Here is a 20387-nt window from a genome sequence, read left to right as displayed (position 1 = left end):
CCGCTTGCGCGCTCAATGCGACTCGCAAACCACCCCCGGGCCGGCATCATGGCCGACTGTGTGCAAAGTTTTACACCAAGGGAGTCGGAAGGAACACATTCAAGTCTTAAAAGAGTCGTTTTCATGCCCGGTCCCGTGGGCTGGCCCGGCAACAAACCTACCAAGGAAGTCCGGGGGCGGGGTCTGCTTTTGAAGCGACATTGAGCGTTTTTGCGTAAAAATTTCAAACTGTTTGAGCAAGACAGGGCGAATTTGTAAATTTTAAGCAAAGGCATTTGATGAATCCGCAAAAACGATCAGGAGCGAAAAAGCTGACGCCGACCGCAGGACTTTCTTCCTTACAAACAGCGGACGCGGTAAAAAGCTTTTTACGGTGCCATCAACAATGCCAATGCCACACGCAGACAAGGATGTCATTCTGAACATGGAAAACACACCAAACAATGAGAACCACAAGCTTGTCATCAACGGCTCGCAGATTTCTGTGCAGCAAATTGTTGCCGCTGCCCGGGGACAGGTGCAAATCGAAATTGACAAAAGCCGGCAGTTTGCCGATCACATCAATGCCTCGCGCAACGTCCTGATCCGGGCCCTGGAGCAGAACCGGCCCGTCTACGGGGTGACTACGGGATTTGGGAAATGCTGCGGCAAAAGAATGATATCCGAGGTGGCGGAAAAAAACGGCTTGAACCTGATCCGTTTTCACGGGTGCGGCACTGGCAAGCCCTTTGGCGAGGCCGAGACACGGGCCGCCATGATATGCCGGCTGATCTGCTTTTCCCGGGGTTACTCCGGGGTTTCTCTTGATTTGATGGAAAAAATCGCCGAACTGTTAAACGCGCGCATCACACCTGTGGTTCCCTCTGAAGGCTCAGTGGGCGCATCCGGGGATCTGACGCCCATGTCTTATGTGGCGGCCGCACTTGCGGGAATGCGGCAGGTCTTTTACCAGGGCCGGCAAATGCCCGCAGCAGAGGCCCTGGACCACGCCGGCATCACGCCTCACCGGTTTTTGCCCAAAGAACCCCTTGCGATCATGAACGGCACGGCCATGATGACGGCAATTGCGGCCATGGCCGTGGACCGGGCCAAAAAACTGGCTGATGCCGCCGCCTGTGCCACAGCCCTGTGCATCCACGCCATTGCCGGAAACATCCATCACTATGATCCGGTCATATCCAGGGCCAAGCCGCACCCGGGCCAGGGGGCGGCAGCAGACCGGATCGCCGGACTGCTGGCCTCAGAGGCCCCGCCGGAAACCTTTTCCGCATCCGGGCCCGAAACCCTGCAGGATCCCTATTCGGTGCGCTGTGCCCCCCAGGTGATCGGCGTTCTCACAGACGCCCTTAGATGGGTGGAAGACTGGATACACACGGAAGCCAACAGCGCAAACGACAATCCCTTGTTTGATCCTGAATCCGGAAACGTGCTCTTGGGCGGCAACTTTTACGGCGGACACGTGGCCTTTGCCATGGACGGACTCAAAAGCGCCCTGGCATCGGTGGCTGACATGGCCGACCGGCAGGTGGCCCTTATGGTGGATGCCAATGTCAACCGGGGCCTGCCCGCTGACCTGGTTGAAGTGGAGGAATCCGAGCAGCCCTTTCACCACGGATTCAAGGCCATGTCCATCACTGCCTCGGCCCTTGCCGCAGAGGCGTTAAAAGAGACCATGCCTGCGGCCGCGTTTTCCCGCTCAACTGAATCCCACAACCAGGACAAGGTGAGCATGGGCACCATTGCCGCCAGAGACGCCTGCCGCGTTTGCCTTCTGGCGGAAAAAACCCTTGCCGTATGCCTGCTTGCCGGAGTGCAGGCCTGTGAAATCCGCGGCCGCATGGATCAGCGGCCGCATCTTTCCCGGGTTGCGGCCGAAATCCGCAAAGTCGCCGAACCCACCACCGCCGACCGGCCCATGGATTCCGATATCACCAATCTTGCATCAAAAATGGCAGATTCGGAGATGTTTTCATTCAGCATGATGGATTAAGTCAATTGCCTAAAGCTACCGGATCTTCTTGACACTCGAGGTTCCCGCTTGTAAACATACGGCCTGTCAGGTTGGCTGCCTGAAAAACAGTAACCCCAGGATTGCTGCCAACAACAATGGTTTTGGCTTTGACCCTCCGGGCCCTAACGGATCAAGGCTATTTAAATGGGAATTAAAAGCACCAGGCAACATTTTTTCCGGACTGCCCGACCGTTTCTGGCTCTGCTGCTGACAGCAGCCAGCGTATGCCTCTTTGCGCAGACCGGTACGACAGAAATAAACAATATGGACAAACCATGGAGTGTAGGCACATACCACGGCGTGTTCACGCCCAGAAATTTCGGGGAAAGCCTCTGGCGAATGCCGGGCGATACGGAAAGCAACCGATTTCAGGCGCTCACTGTTTCCAGAAAGTTTGCGCACTGGCCGGACAAGCACCTGAGCGCCGAGTGGGAAGGAATTGCCGCATATCATTGGGGCAAGCATGAAAAAGGGCGGCAGACTTACCCGGAGTTTGTGGCCTCGGTAAATCTGCGGTATCATCATTTCCCATGGGACCGATATCTCAACACATCCGTGGCCGTGGGCGAAGGGATTTCATATGCCGGCAAACCTCCTGTAAGGGAAAAACAAAAAGACGGCGAAACCCGGAGATTGCTCAATTACCTGATGGTGGAACTTTCATTTGAAACGCCTTTTGATAGAAACCGGGAGATCTTCTACCGGATCCATCACCGGTCCGGAGTTTTCAAGCTTTTTAGCAAAGGCGGATCCAATTTTTACTGCATAGGGCTGCGGTATCATTTTACCGCTACCGGCCGGAATTCTGCAAAACACCAGGGGCAATAGCTTCCGCCCGAAAACGCTGTTGCGGTGATTTCATGCTTGAGTGGATTCAGACTTATGATACGGTTTTTTACTGGATAGGGGGACTTTCACTGGCCGCCTTTGCAGCCACCCTGGCCGTGATTCCGTGGCTGGTGCTCCGGATTCCGGCGGATTACTTCACTGCTGAAAAACGGCAGGTGATATGCCAGGACTGCCATCGTTCAGTCGGCGTGTGGCTCCTGCTCCGGATCATGAAAAATGCAGCCGGCATTGTTTTTGTCACAGCCGGCATCATCATGCTCTTTACCCCGGGCCAGGGCCTGCTGACCATCATCATCGGCCTCGGGCTGATGAATTTTCCCGGCAAGTTCAGGTTTGAAAGGTGGCTGATCTCCCGGGGACCGACACTGAAAATCATCAACCGCTACCGCCGGCGCCGGGGCAAACCCCCGCTGCTTCTGTAATTTTCAGCCCCCTGGTGATTTCAGCCTCCCCGGCGGAATAAAGACAGTCCAGAAACGCCGTATAAAAGCTGCCGGGCCTGTCAAAAGCCGTCGCAGCCAGTTCCCCGCACCGCCCGTAAAAAGCAAACGCCGCCACTGCCGCCTCAAGGAGCCGGTCCGGTGCAACCGCGCAAAAAGCCGCTGTAACCGCGGACAAACCGCAGCCCGTGCCCGTGACCCGTGTCATGAGCCCATGGCCGTTTGCCACCCGGAAAACCCGGTCACCATCGGTGATGCAGTCCTCTTTGCCTGAGACGGCCATAATGCAGTTTTTTGAATAAGCCAGGGCCTTTAAATCCGCTGCAACCGCATCTGAAAGGCCGAGAGAGGATTCCACCCCCCGGGTTTGCACCTCTGCGGCCCCAAGGGAAAGCACCTCTGAGACATTTCCCCGCACCACAGAAACCCGGCAGGCAGACATGATTTTTTCCACGGCATGGGTGCGGAATTGCGTGGCACCCGCCCCAACCGGGTCGAGCACAACCGGGATGCCTTTTTCATTTGCCGCCAGACCGGCGCAAATCATTGCCTCCAGCCAGGATTGATCCAGGGTGCCGATATTTAACACCAGAGCCCCGGCCATGGCCGCCATTTCCCCGACCTCATCTGCGCTATGGGCCATGACCGGAGATGCGCCAACAGCCAGCAAGATATTGGCCGAGGTATTCATGGCCACGAAATTGGTGATATTGTGCACCAGGGGCGCATCTTTGCGGACCTTACCAAGGATTTCAATGGTTGCGTTTTCCATGTTCCTGATTGACCTTATATGTACGTTATTGGGGTCAAATCTTTATTTTGACAAATCCAACTACAGGGTCACAAATACGAATTCTGTGGAATATATCCGGCAATCTCAATTTTCTGAGGAACCAAATTGTCATTAACACACTGAAATTAAATTTAATTTATCACTTGGCGCCTTTGAAAATGAAATTATATTAATCCATATTGCAAGTCACGTCAACAGCATCCAGCCCCCTGTCATTAAAGCAAAATCTTTTCGGATGAGGATTAGCCGAACCCGACGTTACAGAGCTGCACTGGCGAAACAGCATTTTATGCTACACTGCTCGATGGCCCGGGGCCGGCAAAGCACTGGACTTTGAGCACCCCGTCTCTGGCGTTTTCGCCTGTGACTTTAAGAGATGTGTGTGTACAGGGGGTCAAGCCTTTATGTTTAACAAATAGGGAAAAACTGTTCATACAGCCTCGCCCGAACGCGTTACGCCTCAGAACAGAATCAACTGCCGCTTTAAAGCATCAGCTTGAGGATATGATCAACAAAACTCTCAGGATTAAAAATTCACCTCTTATTTCGTTCTATTTTTCATAAAATTCCACCTTGACATTATAGAAAAAAGACTATATATAGATCGCAAAATTTGGTTTTAGTTCTACAATCAATGTCATTATTTATGGTTGAGTTTTTGGTCATGTATTTATCCACTCTTGCCCAGATTGGTTACACTATTAAGAATGGTGCATGGCAGGGTACGCTCATTGAGCTAAAGAGCAGGAACGAATTTTCATGTTCGGATCTTGGGGCGAAAATCACCGAATTTGAAAATCTTTTTTCTTTGTTAAGTCATGGAGACAAAGTCATTATTAAAATGGCCAATACTGTGAACGCTGTTTGTGCCATGCTTTTTGTGTGGGGGCGAGGCGGGGTTGTCGTCCCTGTAAAAAATACTTTAAAGCCAGCGAGCATCTTAAATATTGCCGCTGACAGCAATGCAAAATATCTCTTGGATCCGGATATAAAAACGCTTTCGCCTTTTCGGAGTTATAAAAAGGAGAATTTTCCTCTCGACTTAAAAAACAACCCTGTAGTCAGCGGAGCTGATCTCGCCTTGATTGTTTATACCTCCGGAAGTACGGGCAAACCAAAGGGTATAATGCTAAGTCACAGTAATATTGTCTTCTCAATGTACTCGATCATTTCTTATCTCGGTCTTCAAAAGGAAGATGTCATTTTTAATATTCTCCCGTTATCATTCGATTATGGCTTATATCAAGTTTTGTTTTCCTTCGCTATTAACCTACAAACTGTGCTATACGAAGCGCCTTTCCAGCCCTATCAAGTAATTAACTTATTAAATGAATATAAAATTTCAGTACTTCCGGTTGTACCTTCACTGGCATCGATGTTTGAAAAAATATTGAAGTACCGGAAAAACGATATTCCCGAACTTCGGAAACTGACCAATACGGGAGGACACCTCAGCACCAAAACGATCAAGGGATTAAAAAGACTCCTGCCGAAATTGGAGATTTACCCGATGTACGGTCTTACCGAATGCAAACGTGCCCTTTATCTTCCACCAGCGGATCTCTACAGAAAAATGGGGTCGGTCGGAATAGCAATCCCCGGACTGGATGCGCGCGTTCTCGTGAAGAATGGACCGGCAGACTTGGACGAAGAAACAAATGACATGGGCATCTATCAGGAAGCTCCACCAAATGAGATCGGTGAACTTTTCGTTCGGGGGCCTTCTGTTATGCAGGGTTATTGCCATGAAGACGAATCAAGCGTCTGTCGGCTTTACCCGGGCAGATATCGGGATGAAAAATGGCTGAAGACCGGAGACCTGTTTGTTCGAGACGAGGATGGATATTTCTATTTCAAGGGAAGAGCAAAAGAATTGATCAAGCAAGGGGGATATTGTCTTTATCCGGCAGAAATAGAAGAAGTCATAAACCAGCATGATAATGCACGCATGGTAAGCGTAGTCGGTGAAACCAGGAGGGATGGGCTTGAATACGCATGTGCTTTCGTAGAATTATCCGAAGACAATCCGGCTGAAAGAGATAGATTATTATTCTGGCTCAAAGAAGCGCTCGAATCGGATTACAGCCCCCGAGAAATATTTTTCATTAATGAATTTCCTTATGGAAGTACTGGTAAAGTCGATAAAAAGTGCTTGCTTGAGGAATACAAGAGCAATCCATACACAATCCCTGGAAGGTAGAAATGCGAGGCTTTGAACTGATAATCCAAAACATCATTGAAAATCCCAGGATATTCGAAACCCCCTGCTATGTATACATAGTAGAAGAAGTTATCAACAATTACACAGACCTGAAAGAGTACCTGGGCACGGATTTAATCGGGTCTTTTAAAGCCAATTCCTGCGTCGAGTTATTGACCCGCTGCAATCATGTCATGGGCAATGGGATTGAAGTCGCATCTCTCAAGGAATTAAATGATGTCATCGGGACAAGCGGAGAGATCTTTCTAAACAACCCTTCCTGCGGTCAAAGAGAAATAAGGGCGGCATTGGCCTCCAAAGCGACGATAGTAGCGGATAACCTGCAACAGATAGAAAAACTATCAAAATTCATGTCAAAAACAGAGATAAAGCCGATAATTCTTCGTCTAAACAATTCGCTGCTTAATCAATTCAGTTCACGGGATGTCGCTTTTCGTCCGGATCATTTCGGAATGGACTGGGAGACGGTTTGCAAGGCCATCCGGATGATTCGTGAGTTGGGCCTCGTCTTGAGGGGGCTGCATATCTTCAACGGCTCCTACAGCTTCAGGGAAAAGGCGGAATTGTCCTTGCTTCCAATCGGAAAAATCATTTCCGAAGTTGAGACCCAATACGGCGACGCCATATCGTTTGTTAACCTTGGCGGTGGATTCAGTGAAAAATGGCGCGATGAAGGTATTGACTTTACTACCTACAGAGAACATCTTTCCCGACTGCCTTCACATATTGATTTCGTCCATGAAGCCGGAAGGGGAGTGTTCGGCAGTGCAGGATACTATTTGACCCGTATGCTTAACGATAAAGAAATCGACGGCAAGGCATTTGGAATATGTGACGGAGGCATAACTCACAATTTTCTGCTGGCGAAAACGGAAAATGTTTTCAGGAGGTATAAAAAACCCCGGGTTCATTCAGCCGTTCCCGAAACGGAATCGCTATCCGGCGGGATGCTGTTAGTAGGTCCATCCTGCTCGAAAGATGATATTTTCGGACTTATCCCGGCAGGAAATCCTAAGCCGGGATAAGGCGATTATTTCATTTTCGATTATTGCGGCGCCTACAATTACAGCTATTCGGTTTCCAGGTTTTTATCGCTTCCGGATGCGAAGCAGTACATTATTTAAACCGTTAAAAATCCGGTACGATCCAATGGGGCATTCCGGAACAGCAAATTTTCAAAACACGGATAGAGCGCTTTATGCTGATCAGATCAAGTAATGCAATTCTTAATCTTCTCGATGAAATCGGTTTGGTGGAAGATCCATTGCGCCGGATCATCCAGAAGGGATGTGTACGTATTCTGGACGCCAGAATGATTATAGAGGATAGCTTTAATTTGCCGGCCGAACAGAAAAAACCCGACCGCATGACAAGACAGAAGCATTTTGATTTTGTTCAGCTCCAGGCGATTGAGCAATTATTGGAGCGAATTCGAAAACATGGAATTGGTCCGTATCTCCAGGAATTGACTGGTCTGTTCGGCTCTATCATGCTGAGCCTTTCGGGAAATGAAGATCAACAAAAAAAGATGGAAAAATGGGTCGCCAGCGATTTAACCGGATGTTTCCTCATGACCGATACAGGTGGTCCGAACTTATTGAACTGGAATTCCGAACTGATTGTGGAGGAGAAAAATCCCAGACTGATTATCGATAAAATTCATGCGATTTCGGCAAACAAAATGGGATTTGCAATAATTGTGGTTCGCAGGGGAACATCCTTCATACCACTGACTTTCCTTATAGGTCCGGATGAATGCAACAAACTGGACAAGCAACCGGTCGGAGAGCGCTGGTTTGACGGCAGCATCCTCCTCGGCAATGTCAAAGGCGAAATTCACGCCAGAAAAGAAAATCAACTAACCAGAGGCGGACTTACAGGTGTAAATACGTTTTTGACCCTTTGCCGCCCGAGACTTGTCCGGGCAATTATCGGACATGTATTCTGGCTTCTTGATGAAAAGCGGATAACGCTTCTCAACCATCAAAGAGATGCACTGGAAAACCTTCTTTGCATATCCACTTCTTTATCCCGGAATAGCCATAATACAAAAAGTTCGGTTGACCAGGTTCTGGCGCTTAAATTCGCCTGCAACGAAAGCTTAATCCATATTGTCGCAAATGCAGGTGTCCGGGACTGGCACGATCAAAGAGATCTGATGGGGCTTAGTAAAATGGAAGGAAGTTCTTACCGATGTTACTTTGAAATACACAGCAAAAGAGGGAAAAATTGAACTCTTTCCTTATAAAGGGATTGTTTTATCAGAAACTGAACAGCCCTTTGCTATCTTCAAACAGCAGCATATCCGATACGATGGCGCATTTCTCGGGAAAAGTCGGAGGGCAGGCCCGTCAATTGCTGGACCTGGTGCCTGATGTCTCACCAGAGTCGATTTCCGGCCACTACTTATGTTCAACCATTGTCAACACATGTTTCACAGTTGGAGATATCAAGGTTTCGAACTTTAACAATTCTGTAGCGGAAATTATTTCCCATCCCATACCAGTTGCATTCATAAATGCCTACGAATGTGCTTCCTGGGGATATGCGATCCGGTATCACCTGCAAAAGCATCCTGATACCCGCTTTGTCCTGATCAGTGTTATTGACGCCAATGTCTATAATTTTGAATTCTGGATCTATAATGAAAACTGGGAACATTCCGGGTTTGGCATAACCACCCTGCTGATCGAAAAAGTTTCGGAGAACAAGGATGGATTGATCACCGGTTTTGCCTCCGGACACAACACAATGATGGCATTTGCCATTGCTATACGGAAAGCGGCGGTCAATTACCCCGGCAACACAATTACACTGCCATTGTTTCCCCAACGCATTCGCCAAATGCTGGAGTCGGTTCTGAACAAATATAATGTTCTGCCAAACGATCACAAGCAATGGGGCCATTGCTTTGGCAGTGACCCATGGCTTTCGATTCTAAACAATACTCCGCTGGATTCTTCGGGCAAACCGCTGGAAAGCTCCTATCTCGCGTGTTCTTTGGCATTGAACGGGTATTATTCGATGCTCGAGGCAGCGGTCAATCCCGATACAATTCTTATGCTGGACAGGAATTTATCCAATCAGGTCCGATTTGGCTCTGGTTATGCAAATAATCCAAATGCTAACAAATAGAAAAATATGACTCATCTCCACATGTCCTTTACCGGCCGTTTGACTGGGAGGCCCTATGGGGGAAAGGCCACGCTTGCAAGCCTTCGCGGATTCCCCCTCAGCTCCGAAAGTGATTATCGGAATGCGTCCGGCTTCCGAGGAATCCGTGGAATACCAGTATATCTAAATTTCTTCGAGCACTTCGATTTGATGAGTCACATGGTCAAGCTTGTCTTGAAAGAAATGGAGGAGCTTGACTTTATTCTTGTTGAAATTGCCATGCCGAGCGGCGCCCGTCTTACTCCGACCTTGCTTCACGAGAAAGTTTTTTTGTGCCTCGATGTGAATTCCGAATTCGAAAAGCTACGGGATCGTTCGTTTTCTGTTCTTGCCATAAGGGACAGTTTCATCCGACATCCCCAGGAAATGGGAGATAACAGTATCAATGTGGACTGTTTTGCGAAATCATCCACATTACACGTCTTTCATCAATTCATTCAGATGCTTTCACAATGGCGCATCGAAATCCTGCAAACAAATTTCGATCCTACCGGAGACGTTTCCAATTGAGTACAGGCAAGGATGAAATTAAAGAGGGTTGGGGCCCGAGCGAATACAGCCCTGCAGAGAAACGTCAGAAGCGGGTGGTTCTTCTCATGGTCGGCAATCTTGCCATAGGGCTGATTTCCTTTTTCAACGTGTATTTTACTCCGCTTAAAACTTTTTGGCTGGTCAATCTTTTCCTATATCTGTTCATTTATCGGAAATACAGGCGTATCGGTATCAGGCCCAATATCATGGTCGGTACCATAATCCTTTATTTAATTATAGGCTCCATAACCCTGGCCGGGATCCCCGTTACCTGGATTGCTTTCATTGCTCCTTGCATTTACAGTTCCTTCGCCGTACTGGCCATAGTTTCGATTGCGAACAGGCGTCCGTTTACACTTGCCTATACTCTTGGGGAGGAAGATACGCTTTCTCTACACTGGACGACCTCATTTCTGTGGACTGTTCTATACATAACCGCAGCTATCTCGAGTTTCATATTCATACCGCATCTTTCCTTCATCCTGGTTCCCTTCGGGTTAATGGTGATTGGAATATTTTCGACCCTATTTTTCCACTTCCACAGTTTATGGCCGATCAGCAGGCTACCGGAGACTTTTGAATACAAGGGGTATACATTTTTCCGGATCTCCCCAGATGATAAAAAGAAAGTGGAAGATTTTTATGAACTGCTCATTCAGCAGTACCTGAATGAACACAGGCGGCATTCAAAATCCGATCAGTCATTGAGTCTTGAGGAGATCAAAAAGAAATACAGAAAAGGAGATGAGAAACGCATCCCTTATATACACCGATTTATCGCCTATGACCGGGATGTACCGATCGGCACTGTGTGTGTATACATAGATCATCCGGTTTGGGGGCTGCAAAGTGAAGAAAAATCCGGAATTTCATGCGATTCGATTAAACAGTGCGGCCGGATGGGAGAAATCGGAAAATTCTCCGTCGCCAGGAATTATCGATACAACCAGGCACTGATCAAGGGCTTGTTCAAATGTGCACTCGATTATCTACTTTCACAGGGCGTGGTCATCGTAGCCAGTTATTCCTTCAACTATACTACCGCGATGTGGCGAAGGTTCGGTTTCATGCCCCTTTTGGAAACTGCGATTCCTCATCCGGAGAATAATATGCACATAGAGGGATCCCAAATGATGCCAATGATAATGAATTTGTCCCGCATGATATTTTATTCCGGCTCTGACGCCGACGGTGCTAAGGACAGGCATCTGCTGAACAGTTACTATGCCTCGAGGACATTTAAACGGTTGGTGATGAAAGATTTTTTCTTAAGAAGCCGATCGGGTGTTCAGGATATTAATGAAACAAGGCTTGTAGAAATTTTCAGAAAGGACCTGCAGAATACCGAAACCGGCTTGGATGGCAGCCAGTCTCCCTGCTGCGCCACAGTTTCCCGGATTTCGTGACTCTATGGAAGCAATGAAAACTTATTCGAACAAGAATAGATGTTTTATCGGTGCCCTTGTTTCGCTTATGGTCTTTGCCTTTTTATCACCGGCACTCGGAGCGGAATGCTCCATTCCCCCGTACAGCACGATGGAGAGGCAAACGCTTCAGGAAGTCGTAAAATGTTGCGAAAGGGAAATCCGCAATAATGTACCTGAATTTGGAAAACTGAAGGCGCTTGGCGTGGCGTGGCACAACCTGGCAGTATGCGGAGTCGAAGGGGCGCCCAACAATGCAGTGGATGTACTGGAGACCGCACGCAAGGAAAACAGTGAAGACATGATTGTACTATCCTATCTGGGAAGTTCTTACACCATGAAAGGGCGGGATTCTCTATGCGCCTTCAACATGGTCCGTTATGTAAACAAGGGGCTCGAATATCTGGATCGTGCCGTTGAAAAGGACAGGAATAACTTTATCCTGCATCTTATACGGGGGCTGAATAATTTTGATTTACCCATTATGTACAAGAGGCGGGATGATGCATACGAAGACTTTCTGATCCTGTCCGAAATGTACAAGAAAAATCCAAACCCGAACTTTACCCGGATTATGGGAGACGTGTACAGAAAATTATCGACCATACTAAAGGAAAAAGGTGAATTCAAAAAAGCCTGCCACTTCGCGAAACTGGCAGATCAAAGCAAGCAGGAATAACCGCGTGATTGAAGAAATCCCCATAATTCGTGATTACCGGTACCGCCTGAGCGACGACCTTCTCGGAAATGACGGATCATTGATAGCCTTTCTCGACTCATTTGTGCGGGATCAGCATGGCTGTTCAACCCTGCAGCCCGAGTCAATCATCCTGAGCAGTTCTTCCGAGCTGTTTATCTTCACTGCTCCAGAGGCGAAATCGTTCATTCATGCTGTTTGCAGGATTTTCCCGAAGGCGTCTGTTCGGTTTTCCTCTCTTGCCTGCCTGGGATTTTATGCAGCAGTACTGGATTTTCTACAATCAGGCGACAGGAATTCATTGGTACTTCTACTGGAGACCCCCAGGTTTCTTCAGCAATATTGCCTGAATGCCATTAACGCAGAGCGGAAAGACAATAGCTTGAACGCACAGGAAGGTTTTGCAGTTGCCTACCTGGAAAAAATTCCCCGTGACCGGCTGAAAGCCGGCATGATGATCGTAAATGACTGTCAAATATTCGGCCAGCCGGAAAAAATCAATGGAATTCTTGAGTGTATACAAAAAGGCGCTGATTGCATCATGCGTTTTCAATCCGAATTACATTCCAAAATTGTCAGCTTTGAATTGCCCGTGCAATGGTCGGATCAAATGCTCAAAGGCTTTCGCCAGACACTGCCAGATCCTTACAAACCGAAGAATTGGTTGAAAGGATGCGAAACAAAATCAAAGCATTATATGACACTGAAGCCACTTCTGGAACTATCCCTGTATAAGGACGAATTAAAAGAAACAGGGCTTATATCCCTCACGCTAGGCGCCGGTGGAAGACTCGGATTGCTTCAGGTTTCGAACCATAACGATGCGAATCCATCCATATCGTGCTGGCCGCAAAAAGGCATCAAACCCCGGACCTGCAATTTTGACTCTGATCTGGAAAAATGCAGGAAAGTAGCCGATTGCTTTTCCAGCCCCGGTAACTGGCCACGAATATATGAACAGATCAGACAGAACCTGTATTACTTTAAGACTCCTGCTGAACGAAGGGATAACCTGTTTTATAAATGGATACTCAAATGAAGCGGAATGATTTAATCGACCAGGACACTTTTTCCTTATCCCGGCTTATCCTGGAAAAAAAGATCTCTCCTGTTGAATTAGTGAAAGCGCAACTAATCGGAATAGAAAAAGAAAATCCGGATATTAATGCAATCGTTACCCTGTCTGCCGAAAGCGCACTTCAATCCGCCCGCAAGGCGGAGAAGCAATTGATGAAGCAACAAATTGCAGGGCCTTTACATGGCATCCCTTTTCTCGTCAAGGACCTTTTCGATACAGCAGACATCCGTACTACTTACGGCTCCATCTATTTTAAGGATCATGTTCCAGTCAGGGATGCTTTTATTGTGAAGAAACTGAAATCCGCCGGCGGCATTCTCCTCGGAAAAACGAACACCTCAGAATTCGGATTCAGTCATCTTTCCAGCAACAAACTTTATGGCAGTACAAAAAATCCCTGGAACACTGCATGCACCCCAGGTGGATCATCCGGTGGAAACGGAGCCGCTTTGGCCGCCCGGATGTCTACGCTATCCATCGGAAGTGATTTGGGAGGCTCTGTCCGTGTTCCAGCGCATTGTTGCGGAATATGCGGCTTTCGCCCGTCTCTGGGCAGAGTATCTACCAAAGGCCATAGCCGGGCTGGCACTCCGGTAAACGGCGCCTTGCTGGCACCCGGCATAATGACCCGCACTGTAAGGGATATTTCACTAACTTTGCCGATCATCGAAGGCTTCAATTACAGGGATCCCTTTATGATAGGATTTACGCCCCTGAAGGCCCAAATAGATAATGCGCCTTCCAAAGGGTATAAATGTGCATTGATCGACTTTTGGAGCGAGATCGAACTGGACGAAGAAATCGATGAAATGGCCCGGTCCGTTGCATCCTTGTTATCGAAGAATGACGGGACCTGGGAGCGTAAGCGGATGCCCATGAGCAAGGAACTGTCGCCTACGTTGAGAACCCTTGTAGGGACCGACCTGAAATACAGCGTAAACCGGTATCTGGCCGATCACAGGGTCGCTAATCCGGATTTGAGTTTTATTCAGCATATTCCGGATGACTTCGCGACCCGGGACTATATGCAGGCTTATGAAAAAATGCTGGGAATCCGCGTCATGATCAACTTTTTCTTTCAAAAATTCGATTTGTTGATACTGCCGGCCCTCCCGACGACCGCTCCTCCTGTACGAAGCCCTGATGGGAGAGGTTTATCAGCCGACAAACTCTTCAAGCTTGCTGTTCCCAATTTCCTGGCGGTATTGGCAGGATCTCCTTGCCTGGCGCTGCCGGTCGGCATTCATTCCAATGGCATGCCGATCGGTTTGCAAATCGTTGGAGCATATGGAAAGGATGCAGTTGTACTACAGGCCGGAGAAATGATCGAGAACGAGATGAAGTTTTTTGACTCAACCCGGACAAAATCGGAGTAAGAATGGCCAGTCAAAATGTTTACAAGGTCGATTTGCGAGAGATCAATTTTCTCCTGTGGGAGTACCTGGACATCGAAAAAACTATACTTTCCGATGTTGCAGACACGGATTTCAACCGGCCTCTCGTAGAGGACATACTAAACGCTGCCCGTGATTTTGCGTATACGAATCTTGGCCCTGCGTACCAGGAGAGTGACAGGGAAGGCTGTGGAATTGAAGATGATGGAAAAATCCGTCTTCCAGGTTCGTTCCCTCCACTGTGGAAAGAATTCTGCCGTGCCCAGTGGGGCCGACTTGCTGTCCCTCAAGCCTACGGTGGTATGGGTGCGCCATACCTGATCTCTCAAGCCGTCAACGAGATGTTCCTGGGGTCAAACCCCTCATTCATGACTTATTCCGGGTTCTGTGTCCCTGCTCTTTACCTTATAGAACTGTTCGGGGACGAAAGACTCAAAAGCATCTTCTGTGAGAAGCTTGCCGAAAACCGATGGAGTGCATGCTTTTGCATGACAGAACCGGATGCCGGTACTGATGTGGGCAACATTCGGACCAAAGCCATCCCAAAAGAGGATAACACCTACGAAATCGAAGGTAGCAAGATTTTCATTTCAGCCGGAATGCATGACTTGACGGAAAATATTGTATACATAGTGGTCGCCCGTTTAGCCGGCGCTATAGAAGGAACGATGGGGCTATCCTGTTTCATTGTTCCGCGATTTCGGGCCGGATGCGAGTCATCAGGCAATGAGGATAACCACGTTCGCTGCGTCGGTCTCGAGGACAAGATGGGATTGCATGGCTGCGTTACAGCCCAGCTGACATTCGGCGAAGACGGACCCTGCAAAGGATATCTTCTCGGCGAGAAAGAAAATATAGGACTTCGGCAACTGCTATATCTGATGAACGAGGCTCGCATCACCACAGGCATTTATGCGCTGGGAATGGCATCGAGCGCCTACCTAAATGCCGCGGATTACGCCCGGAACCGAATTCAGGGGACCGATTTCAGGCAGTCTTTCAATCCCAGGGCTGCGAAAGTTCCTATCATCAAACATCTGGATGTCCGCCGCATGCTGCTGGAAATGAAAAGCAAGGTCGAGGGGTGCCGGGCGCTTATTTACAAGCTTGCCTACCACTACAGCATGAATCAATTTCTGCGCGCAAGAACGGATGATGTCGACAAACAGGAAATTGCCATCCATGAAGGGATTGTCAATCTTTTAACCCCGATTGCCAAAGCCTACATCTCAGACCAGGCATGGCGGATTGCCGAGCTGTCGATACAGGTTTACGGCGGATATGGTTATACAAAGGACTACCCTGTAGAACAATACGCCCGCGATATCAAAATATTGTCCATATGGGAAGGTACGAATTTTATCCAATCCGCCGATCTGATCCGTGAAAAGATTGGTATGGGCCGGAGTTCAAGACTTTTCGATATCTTTGTAAAAGAAATCAGAGGATTTTTAGATCAAGAAAAGAAGTGTCCATTTCCGTCCGAATTAAAGGTATTGGCCAGAAGCCTGGAGGTTCTGGTGCAAACCCATGCCTTAATGGGAAGATGGGTGAAAGAAAAGAAGATAGAGCTCATATTCGCAGTTTCCACCCGCTTTCTGGAAATGATGGCCGAGGTTTGCATAGGCTGGCTGCTGCTGGAAAGCGCTGCAGTTGCATCCCGGGCGATCGGTAAAATTGATGAGGGTGATCCAGATTACTCCTTCTACAAGGGGAAAATCATTTCCACTCGTTTCTTTATCAATAATATTTTACCCGATGTTTTCAGCAAGGCGGAAATACTCGAATCTGAAGATATGTCAATCATGGAATCAGACCAGAGCATATTTAATTGACTCTATAACGAAAGATTATTCACCACATTTGTCCGGAAGGAGCTGCGAGCAATGACCGAGTGTGTTTACGAGAATATCGATGAAATGCTGGAACAATTGATAAGCGAAACAAAGGAAATACTGAACAAAGAAGATATCTTTCCCGACTCCACGCTAACCGAAATCGGAATCGATTCCTTGAATGTTATCGAATTGATTGTTGCCTGCGAACAGATTTATACAAAGGTCACCAGGCCCGAAGAACTGCAATTTGACGAATTTACAACCATTCAGGATCTGCACTCACAACTCATCGAGCTATCAAGCGATTGGTAATTGTACGAATCTTGCCCGCCACACTTTACAGGCGAGGAATGCCTTTATGACTTTTTCCCTGAACGAACTCATTTCCGCAGGTAATGAGGGCATAACTTCTCCGGAATACATTTATGCCACCGATGGTGTGGCGCTTGCAGCCCGACCCTATGTCCCGGAAGATCCGGCTGCCGTGCTGATTTTCTACCACGGAGGCGGAGCGCATGGCGGTGCCGGCTATCACCATTTGGGAACGGGACTGCGCGACGGTTATCAAATCGCGGTCTATACCCTTGACATCCGCGGCCATGGAATGTCCGGGGGCAGGCGGGGCGATAGCCCGAGTACCAAACAGGTCTGGAAAGATGTATCCACAGCCATTGAATTTGCACGGAGCAGATATCCATCTCTTCCGGTTTTTCTCGGAGGGCATTCCTCGGGAGCCGGGCTTGTTCTCAATTACCTCAGCATGGAGTCTGATAACGAGGTGTCGGCCTATGTATTTGTAAGCCCCAATTTCGGATTCAGGTCCGAAAATTCCAAGTCCAGAGGCAGCAAGGGATTTTCAAGCGTCAACCTCCGTTACTTCATACTGCATGCGTTAAGCAAAGGATTATTATACGGACATCGCCGTGCCGTCCATTTTAACTATCCCCGGGAGGTCCTGGAAAATGATCCCAGAATGGTTGATTGTTATACCGTAAACATGGCCAAGGCGGTTACGCCTTTTTCACCCCACGAACAATTCAACTGTATTGATCGCCCGGTCGGCCTGTGGATCGGAAGTGAAGACGAACTTATAGACCCGGAAAAAGTCATCGCTTTTGCTTCGCCAGGGGAGTCACTCTCTCCCCTCTCGCAAATCGTTATGATCAAAGATGTCAACCATGCCTCGATTCTGCTTTGTGTACACGAAAAGATCGGGTCGTGGATCGAATACTGTTTGTAAATACTGCAAAAATTCACAAGGAGAAATGAAATGAAAAGCGCAAAAACAATTGGTCTGCGGGTATTCATTGTCCTGGCTCTTGGAATTTTTATGTTTGCCGGCATTTCCACAGCCGCGGAGTGGCAGGGGCTTCACGACCTTGACGAAAAGGAGTTAAACAAAAAAATCGAAGAATTTAAAAAAGGATTGGATGAAACTCAGGACAACTATGCTCTGCTCAAAGCAATCGGTATAGCATACCACATCAAGGCAACGGAGGATGCGGACACTTTTGCGCCCAAAGCTCTGCAATGGCTGAAAAAAGCGCATGAACGAAACCCGGAGGATACTGTAACTCTCTGCTATCTCGGGGGAGCAACAACATTAATGGCAAATACGACCTGGAATCCCATAAAGAAAAGTTCCTACGCAAATAATGGCATTGCAATGATGGACAAAGCGGCCCGCAAAGACCCGGACAATGTTTCCATACGATTGACAAGGGCTTTCAACTCAAAAGGAATGCCGGATTTTCTGGACAGAAAAAACATTGCCATAGAGGATTTTGAATACATCGCAGCAAAGCTTCAAAATAATTCAATTTCACTGGCCCCTTGCCTGAAGAAGGATATCTACTCGAGTCTTTCAGAACTTTACAAGGAAAAGGGCAATGATGTGAAAGCAAAAAAATACGCCGCATCAGCCGGTAAGCTGGATAATCCCTGATATCGGATGAGCCCGCAATACAACAAAGACAGAAGTGTTTGGATTCAGAATCGTGCAGGAGTATGAACCATGGCGCTGGTAAAAACAATTGGAATCCGGAAGGATTATCGTCTTGGGAAGGCTATCGTTCATGCCTTAAGGGGGGTAAACATGCAAATCGATCCAGGAGAATTTGTAGCCGTATGGGGGCCCTCAGGTTCCGGGAAAACGACGTTGCTCAACCTGATCGGGGCGATCGATGAGCCGACTGAAGGAGAGGTTTTTCTCAACGGCAGAAAGCTCAATGCTCTTTCGGATAACGAGCGCACCGAAGTTCGCAACCGGTCCATAGGATTCATCTTTCAGAATTTCAACCTGATTCCGGTTCTCTCCGCACTGGAAAATGTTATGGTCCCCTTGCAAATCTCAGGTGAATCGTATTCCCGGGCAAAGAAAACGGCCGGATCCCGCCTTGAGGAAGTCGGACTTTCCAGATTTATCCATCACCGCCCGGACAAGCTCTCCGGAGGGCAGTCCCAGCGCGTGGCGATTGCCCGGGCATTGATAGGCACTCCCCTGTTGGTTATAGCCGATGAGCCTACGGCCAACCTGGATTCAGAAACCTCTGAGAAAATCATCACTCTTATGCGTGAAATCAATCAGAAGGGGAAAACCACTTTCATATTTTCCACGCATGACAGGCGTCTTCTTAAACACTGTAACCGCTTGATCGAGATCAGTGACGGAAGGATATCGGAAAAGGGACAATCATAATGCTCAAATGGGTCAAAGTGGCATATCGAAATATTCTGAGGAACAAGCGACGGTCCCTGATGACGATCCTGGCAATTTCCATTGGGTTTGCCGCGATCAGCCTGTTCCGTGGCTATATGGATTATACGTACTGGGGCCTCAGGCAATCGGCCATTCGCGGGGAAGGACTGGCTCACCTGACCATTTTCAAAAAAGGGTGGAGGGAGAAAGGCAACATCAATCCGGACAAGTATATGTTTTCAGAGGAAGAAATCCGAATATGCATGGAGGTGCTCAATTCGAACAGACATGTACTCCTCTCGACTCCACAGCTCGATATATCCGGCATCGTCACAAATGGCCGGATATCGACCATATTCATTGCCCAGGGGGTTATCCCGGAGGATGTAAAAGTGATAGAGGGTTCATGGCGCGCTTTCCGGCCCATAAAAGGAAACCGGCTGGACAAAAAGAGACTTTCCGGCGTGGAAATGGCAAAAGGCCTCGCCAAAATTCTTGATATGGAACCCGGGGACTATTCAGTGATCATGTCCCCAACTCTTCAGGGGCATATGAATGCACTCGATATCGAAGTGGCCGGGCTTTACGATACAGGAACAGAAGCCACGAATGACAAGTACATGCGAATACCCCTGACCATTGCGCGTTCTCTCTACGATACCGGAAAAGCGGATCGGATAGTTGTGCTGCTCGACGATTGCGAAAAAACGGATACGCTGAAGAAGATAATTCAAAAAAAGCTGTATGAAGCCGGACTGGCAACTGAAATCAGATCCTGGGATGAACTTTCCAATTTCTATTCGGAAGTAAAGGAGTTGTTCGACCTTATCTTCCTGTTCCTGTTTATCATCGTACTGACAATTGTAATTATGAGCGTCGTTAACACCATGGGCATGGCGGTTATTGAAAGAACCAGAGAAATCGGAACCCTGCGGGCCCTGGGAATGAAAAGAAAAGCTGTAGGCAACCTTTTTGCTATAGAAGGCGGACTGATCGGACTATTCGGCTGCGTTTTCGGCATTGCTTTAAATTTATTGGTCTGGATTGTCATAAGGTACATCCAACCCACTTACGTTCCCCCGGGCAACTCATCCCCGGTTCCCCTGATGGTAAACCTGGTTCCGCAAGCCATGGGGATTTACGCTTTTGTCCTGATTATGCTTTCACTTTTTGCAGCCGTCTTCCCAGCCAGGCGCGCCGCTGGGCAGAATGTGGTCAATGCCCTGGGACATGTTTAAC

Annotated in this window: 19 protein-coding genes; 18 read left to right on the top strand and 1 reads right to left on the bottom strand. The window is 48.1% G+C overall.

What is annotated here, in order from left to right; genetic code table 11:
• Positions 1-424 precede the first annotated feature (424 nt).
• The 3 genes from ACTCIA_RS07390 to ACTCIA_RS07380 all read left to right on the top strand — a co-directional run bounded on the left by ACTCIA_RS07390 (position 425) and on the right by ACTCIA_RS07380 (position 3282).
• Positions 425-1990 (top strand): HAL/PAL/TAL family ammonia-lyase, encoded by a 1566-nt coding sequence (locus ACTCIA_RS07390; RefSeq protein WP_463001165.1) that lies wholly within the window; start codon positions 425-427, stop codon positions 1988-1990.
• A gap of 285 nt (positions 1991-2275) precedes the next feature.
• Positions 2276-2839, top strand: coding sequence for a hypothetical protein (locus ACTCIA_RS07385; RefSeq protein WP_463001164.1), 564 nt, complete (start codon positions 2276-2278; stop codon positions 2837-2839).
• Between the two features lie 32 nt (positions 2840-2871).
• On the top strand, positions 2872-3282 hold the full coding sequence (locus ACTCIA_RS07380; protein ID WP_463001163.1) for a PGPGW domain-containing protein: 411 nt from the start codon (positions 2872-2874) through the stop codon (positions 3280-3282).
• On the opposite strand, the gene thiM is transcribed toward ACTCIA_RS07380, so the two are convergent.
• Complete coding sequence (thiM, locus tag ACTCIA_RS07375) at positions 3236-4072, bottom strand: hydroxyethylthiazole kinase (protein WP_463001162.1); 837 nt, start codon at positions 4070-4072, stop codon at positions 3236-3238. The two genes, ACTCIA_RS07380 and thiM, sit on opposite strands and share 47 nt — an antisense overlap.
• A 667-nt stretch (positions 4073-4739) precedes the next feature.
• On the opposite strand from thiM, the gene ACTCIA_RS07370 reads away from it, so the two are divergent.
• From ACTCIA_RS07370 to ACTCIA_RS07300, 15 genes are all read left to right on the top strand, one after another.
• Positions 4740-6293, top strand: coding sequence for a class I adenylate-forming enzyme family protein (locus tag ACTCIA_RS07370; RefSeq protein WP_463001161.1), 1554 nt, complete (start codon positions 4740-4742; stop codon positions 6291-6293).
• A gap of 2 nt (positions 6294-6295) precedes the next feature.
• The gene (locus ACTCIA_RS07365) at positions 6296-7339 is read left to right on the top strand and encodes a type III PLP-dependent enzyme domain-containing protein (RefSeq protein WP_463001160.1); all 1044 of its coding nucleotides are present in this window, start codon (positions 6296-6298) and stop codon (positions 7337-7339) included.
• A 173-nt stretch (positions 7340-7512) separates the two neighbouring features.
• A complete protein-coding gene (locus ACTCIA_RS07360) occupies positions 7513-8547 on the top strand; it encodes a hypothetical protein (RefSeq protein ID WP_463001159.1) in 1035 nt (344 codons plus the stop codon).
• Complete coding sequence (locus ACTCIA_RS07355; RefSeq protein ID WP_463001158.1) at positions 8544-9449, top strand: hypothetical protein; 906 nt, start codon at positions 8544-8546, stop codon at positions 9447-9449. Before ACTCIA_RS07360 ends, ACTCIA_RS07355 begins: the two co-directional genes overlap by 4 nt.
• A 198-nt stretch (positions 9450-9647) precedes the next feature.
• A complete protein-coding gene (locus ACTCIA_RS07350; RefSeq protein ID WP_463001157.1) occupies positions 9648-9998 on the top strand; it encodes a hypothetical protein in 351 nt (116 codons plus the stop codon).
• Entirely contained in the window at positions 9995-11425 is a 1431-nt protein-coding gene (locus ACTCIA_RS07345) for a hypothetical protein (RefSeq protein ID WP_463001156.1), read from the top strand. Before ACTCIA_RS07350 ends, ACTCIA_RS07345 begins: the two co-directional genes overlap by 4 nt.
• A gap of 4 nt (positions 11426-11429) precedes the next feature.
• Positions 11430-12122 carry a hypothetical protein gene (locus ACTCIA_RS07340; RefSeq protein ID WP_463001155.1) on the top strand — a complete coding sequence of 231 codons (693 nt, stop codon included), beginning with the start codon at positions 11430-11432 and terminating at the stop codon, positions 12120-12122.
• 4 nt (positions 12123-12126) lie between these two features.
• A complete protein-coding gene (locus tag ACTCIA_RS07335) occupies positions 12127-13179 on the top strand; it encodes a hypothetical protein (RefSeq protein WP_463001154.1) in 1053 nt (350 codons plus the stop codon).
• Positions 13176-14594, top strand: coding sequence for an amidase (locus ACTCIA_RS07330; RefSeq protein ID WP_463001153.1), 1419 nt, complete (start codon positions 13176-13178; stop codon positions 14592-14594). The genes ACTCIA_RS07335 and ACTCIA_RS07330 overlap by 4 nt, the downstream gene beginning before the upstream one ends.
• A 2-nt stretch (positions 14595-14596) precedes the next feature.
• Positions 14597-16447: an acyl-CoA dehydrogenase gene (locus ACTCIA_RS07325; protein WP_463001152.1), complete on the top strand. Its 1851-nt coding sequence runs from the start codon at positions 14597-14599 to the stop codon at positions 16445-16447.
• 51 nt (positions 16448-16498) lie between these two features.
• Positions 16499-16762: an acyl carrier protein gene (locus tag ACTCIA_RS07320; protein ID WP_463001151.1), complete on the top strand. Its 264-nt coding sequence runs from the start codon at positions 16499-16501 to the stop codon at positions 16760-16762.
• Positions 16763-16808: 46 nt separating this feature from the next.
• Positions 16809-17690, top strand: a complete 882-nt coding sequence (locus ACTCIA_RS07315) for an alpha/beta fold hydrolase (protein WP_463001150.1) — start codon at positions 16809-16811, stop codon at positions 17688-17690.
• Positions 17691-17720: 30 nt separating this feature from the next.
• Entirely contained in the window at positions 17721-18395 is a 675-nt protein-coding gene (locus tag ACTCIA_RS07310; RefSeq protein WP_463001149.1) for a tetratricopeptide repeat protein, read from the top strand.
• Between the two features lie 69 nt (positions 18396-18464).
• Positions 18465-19148, top strand: coding sequence for an ABC transporter ATP-binding protein (locus ACTCIA_RS07305; RefSeq protein ID WP_463001148.1), 684 nt, complete (start codon positions 18465-18467; stop codon positions 19146-19148).
• A 59-nt stretch (positions 19149-19207) separates the two neighbouring features.
• On the top strand, positions 19208-20386 hold the full coding sequence (locus tag ACTCIA_RS07300) for an ABC transporter permease (RefSeq protein ID WP_463001147.1): 1179 nt from the start codon (positions 19208-19210) through the stop codon (positions 20384-20386).
• Position 20387: the final 1 nt, after the last annotated feature.

The organism is Desulfosalsimonas sp. (genome assembly GCF_055149105.1).
The sequence above is the reverse complement of the archived record's forward strand: the minus strand, read 5'-3'. Positions and strand labels throughout refer to the sequence as shown.

Coding starts and splice junctions, on each gene's coding strand:
- ACTCIA_RS07390 (WP_463001165.1), top strand. CDS start 425: ATGGAAAACACACCAAACAATGAGAACCACAAGCTTGTCATCAACGGC.
- ACTCIA_RS07385 (WP_463001164.1), top strand. CDS start 2,276: ATGGACAAACCATGGAGTGTAGGCACATACCACGGCGTGTTCACGCCC.
- ACTCIA_RS07380 (WP_463001163.1), top strand. CDS start 2,872: ATGCTTGAGTGGATTCAGACTTATGATACGGTTTTTTACTGGATAGGG.
- thiM (WP_463001162.1), bottom strand. CDS start 4,072: ATGGAAAACGCAACCATTGAAATCCTTGGTAAGGTCCGCAAAGATGCG.
- ACTCIA_RS07370 (WP_463001161.1), top strand. CDS start 4,740: ATGGTTGAGTTTTTGGTCATGTATTTATCCACTCTTGCCCAGATTGGT.
- ACTCIA_RS07365 (WP_463001160.1), top strand. CDS start 6,296: ATGCGAGGCTTTGAACTGATAATCCAAAACATCATTGAAAATCCCAGG.
- ACTCIA_RS07360 (WP_463001159.1), top strand. CDS start 7,513: ATGCTGATCAGATCAAGTAATGCAATTCTTAATCTTCTCGATGAAATC.
- ACTCIA_RS07350 (WP_463001157.1), top strand. CDS start 9,648: ATGGTCAAGCTTGTCTTGAAAGAAATGGAGGAGCTTGACTTTATTCTT.
- ACTCIA_RS07340 (WP_463001155.1), top strand. CDS start 11,430: ATGGAAGCAATGAAAACTTATTCGAACAAGAATAGATGTTTTATCGGT.
- ACTCIA_RS07330 (WP_463001153.1), top strand. CDS start 13,176: ATGAAGCGGAATGATTTAATCGACCAGGACACTTTTTCCTTATCCCGG.
- ACTCIA_RS07325 (WP_463001152.1), top strand. CDS start 14,597: ATGGCCAGTCAAAATGTTTACAAGGTCGATTTGCGAGAGATCAATTTT.
- ACTCIA_RS07320 (WP_463001151.1), top strand. CDS start 16,499: ATGACCGAGTGTGTTTACGAGAATATCGATGAAATGCTGGAACAATTG.
- ACTCIA_RS07315 (WP_463001150.1), top strand. CDS start 16,809: ATGACTTTTTCCCTGAACGAACTCATTTCCGCAGGTAATGAGGGCATA.
- ACTCIA_RS07310 (WP_463001149.1), top strand. CDS start 17,721: ATGAAAAGCGCAAAAACAATTGGTCTGCGGGTATTCATTGTCCTGGCT.
- ACTCIA_RS07305 (WP_463001148.1), top strand. CDS start 18,465: ATGGCGCTGGTAAAAACAATTGGAATCCGGAAGGATTATCGTCTTGGG.
- ACTCIA_RS07300 (WP_463001147.1), top strand. CDS start 19,208: ATGACGATCCTGGCAATTTCCATTGGGTTTGCCGCGATCAGCCTGTTC.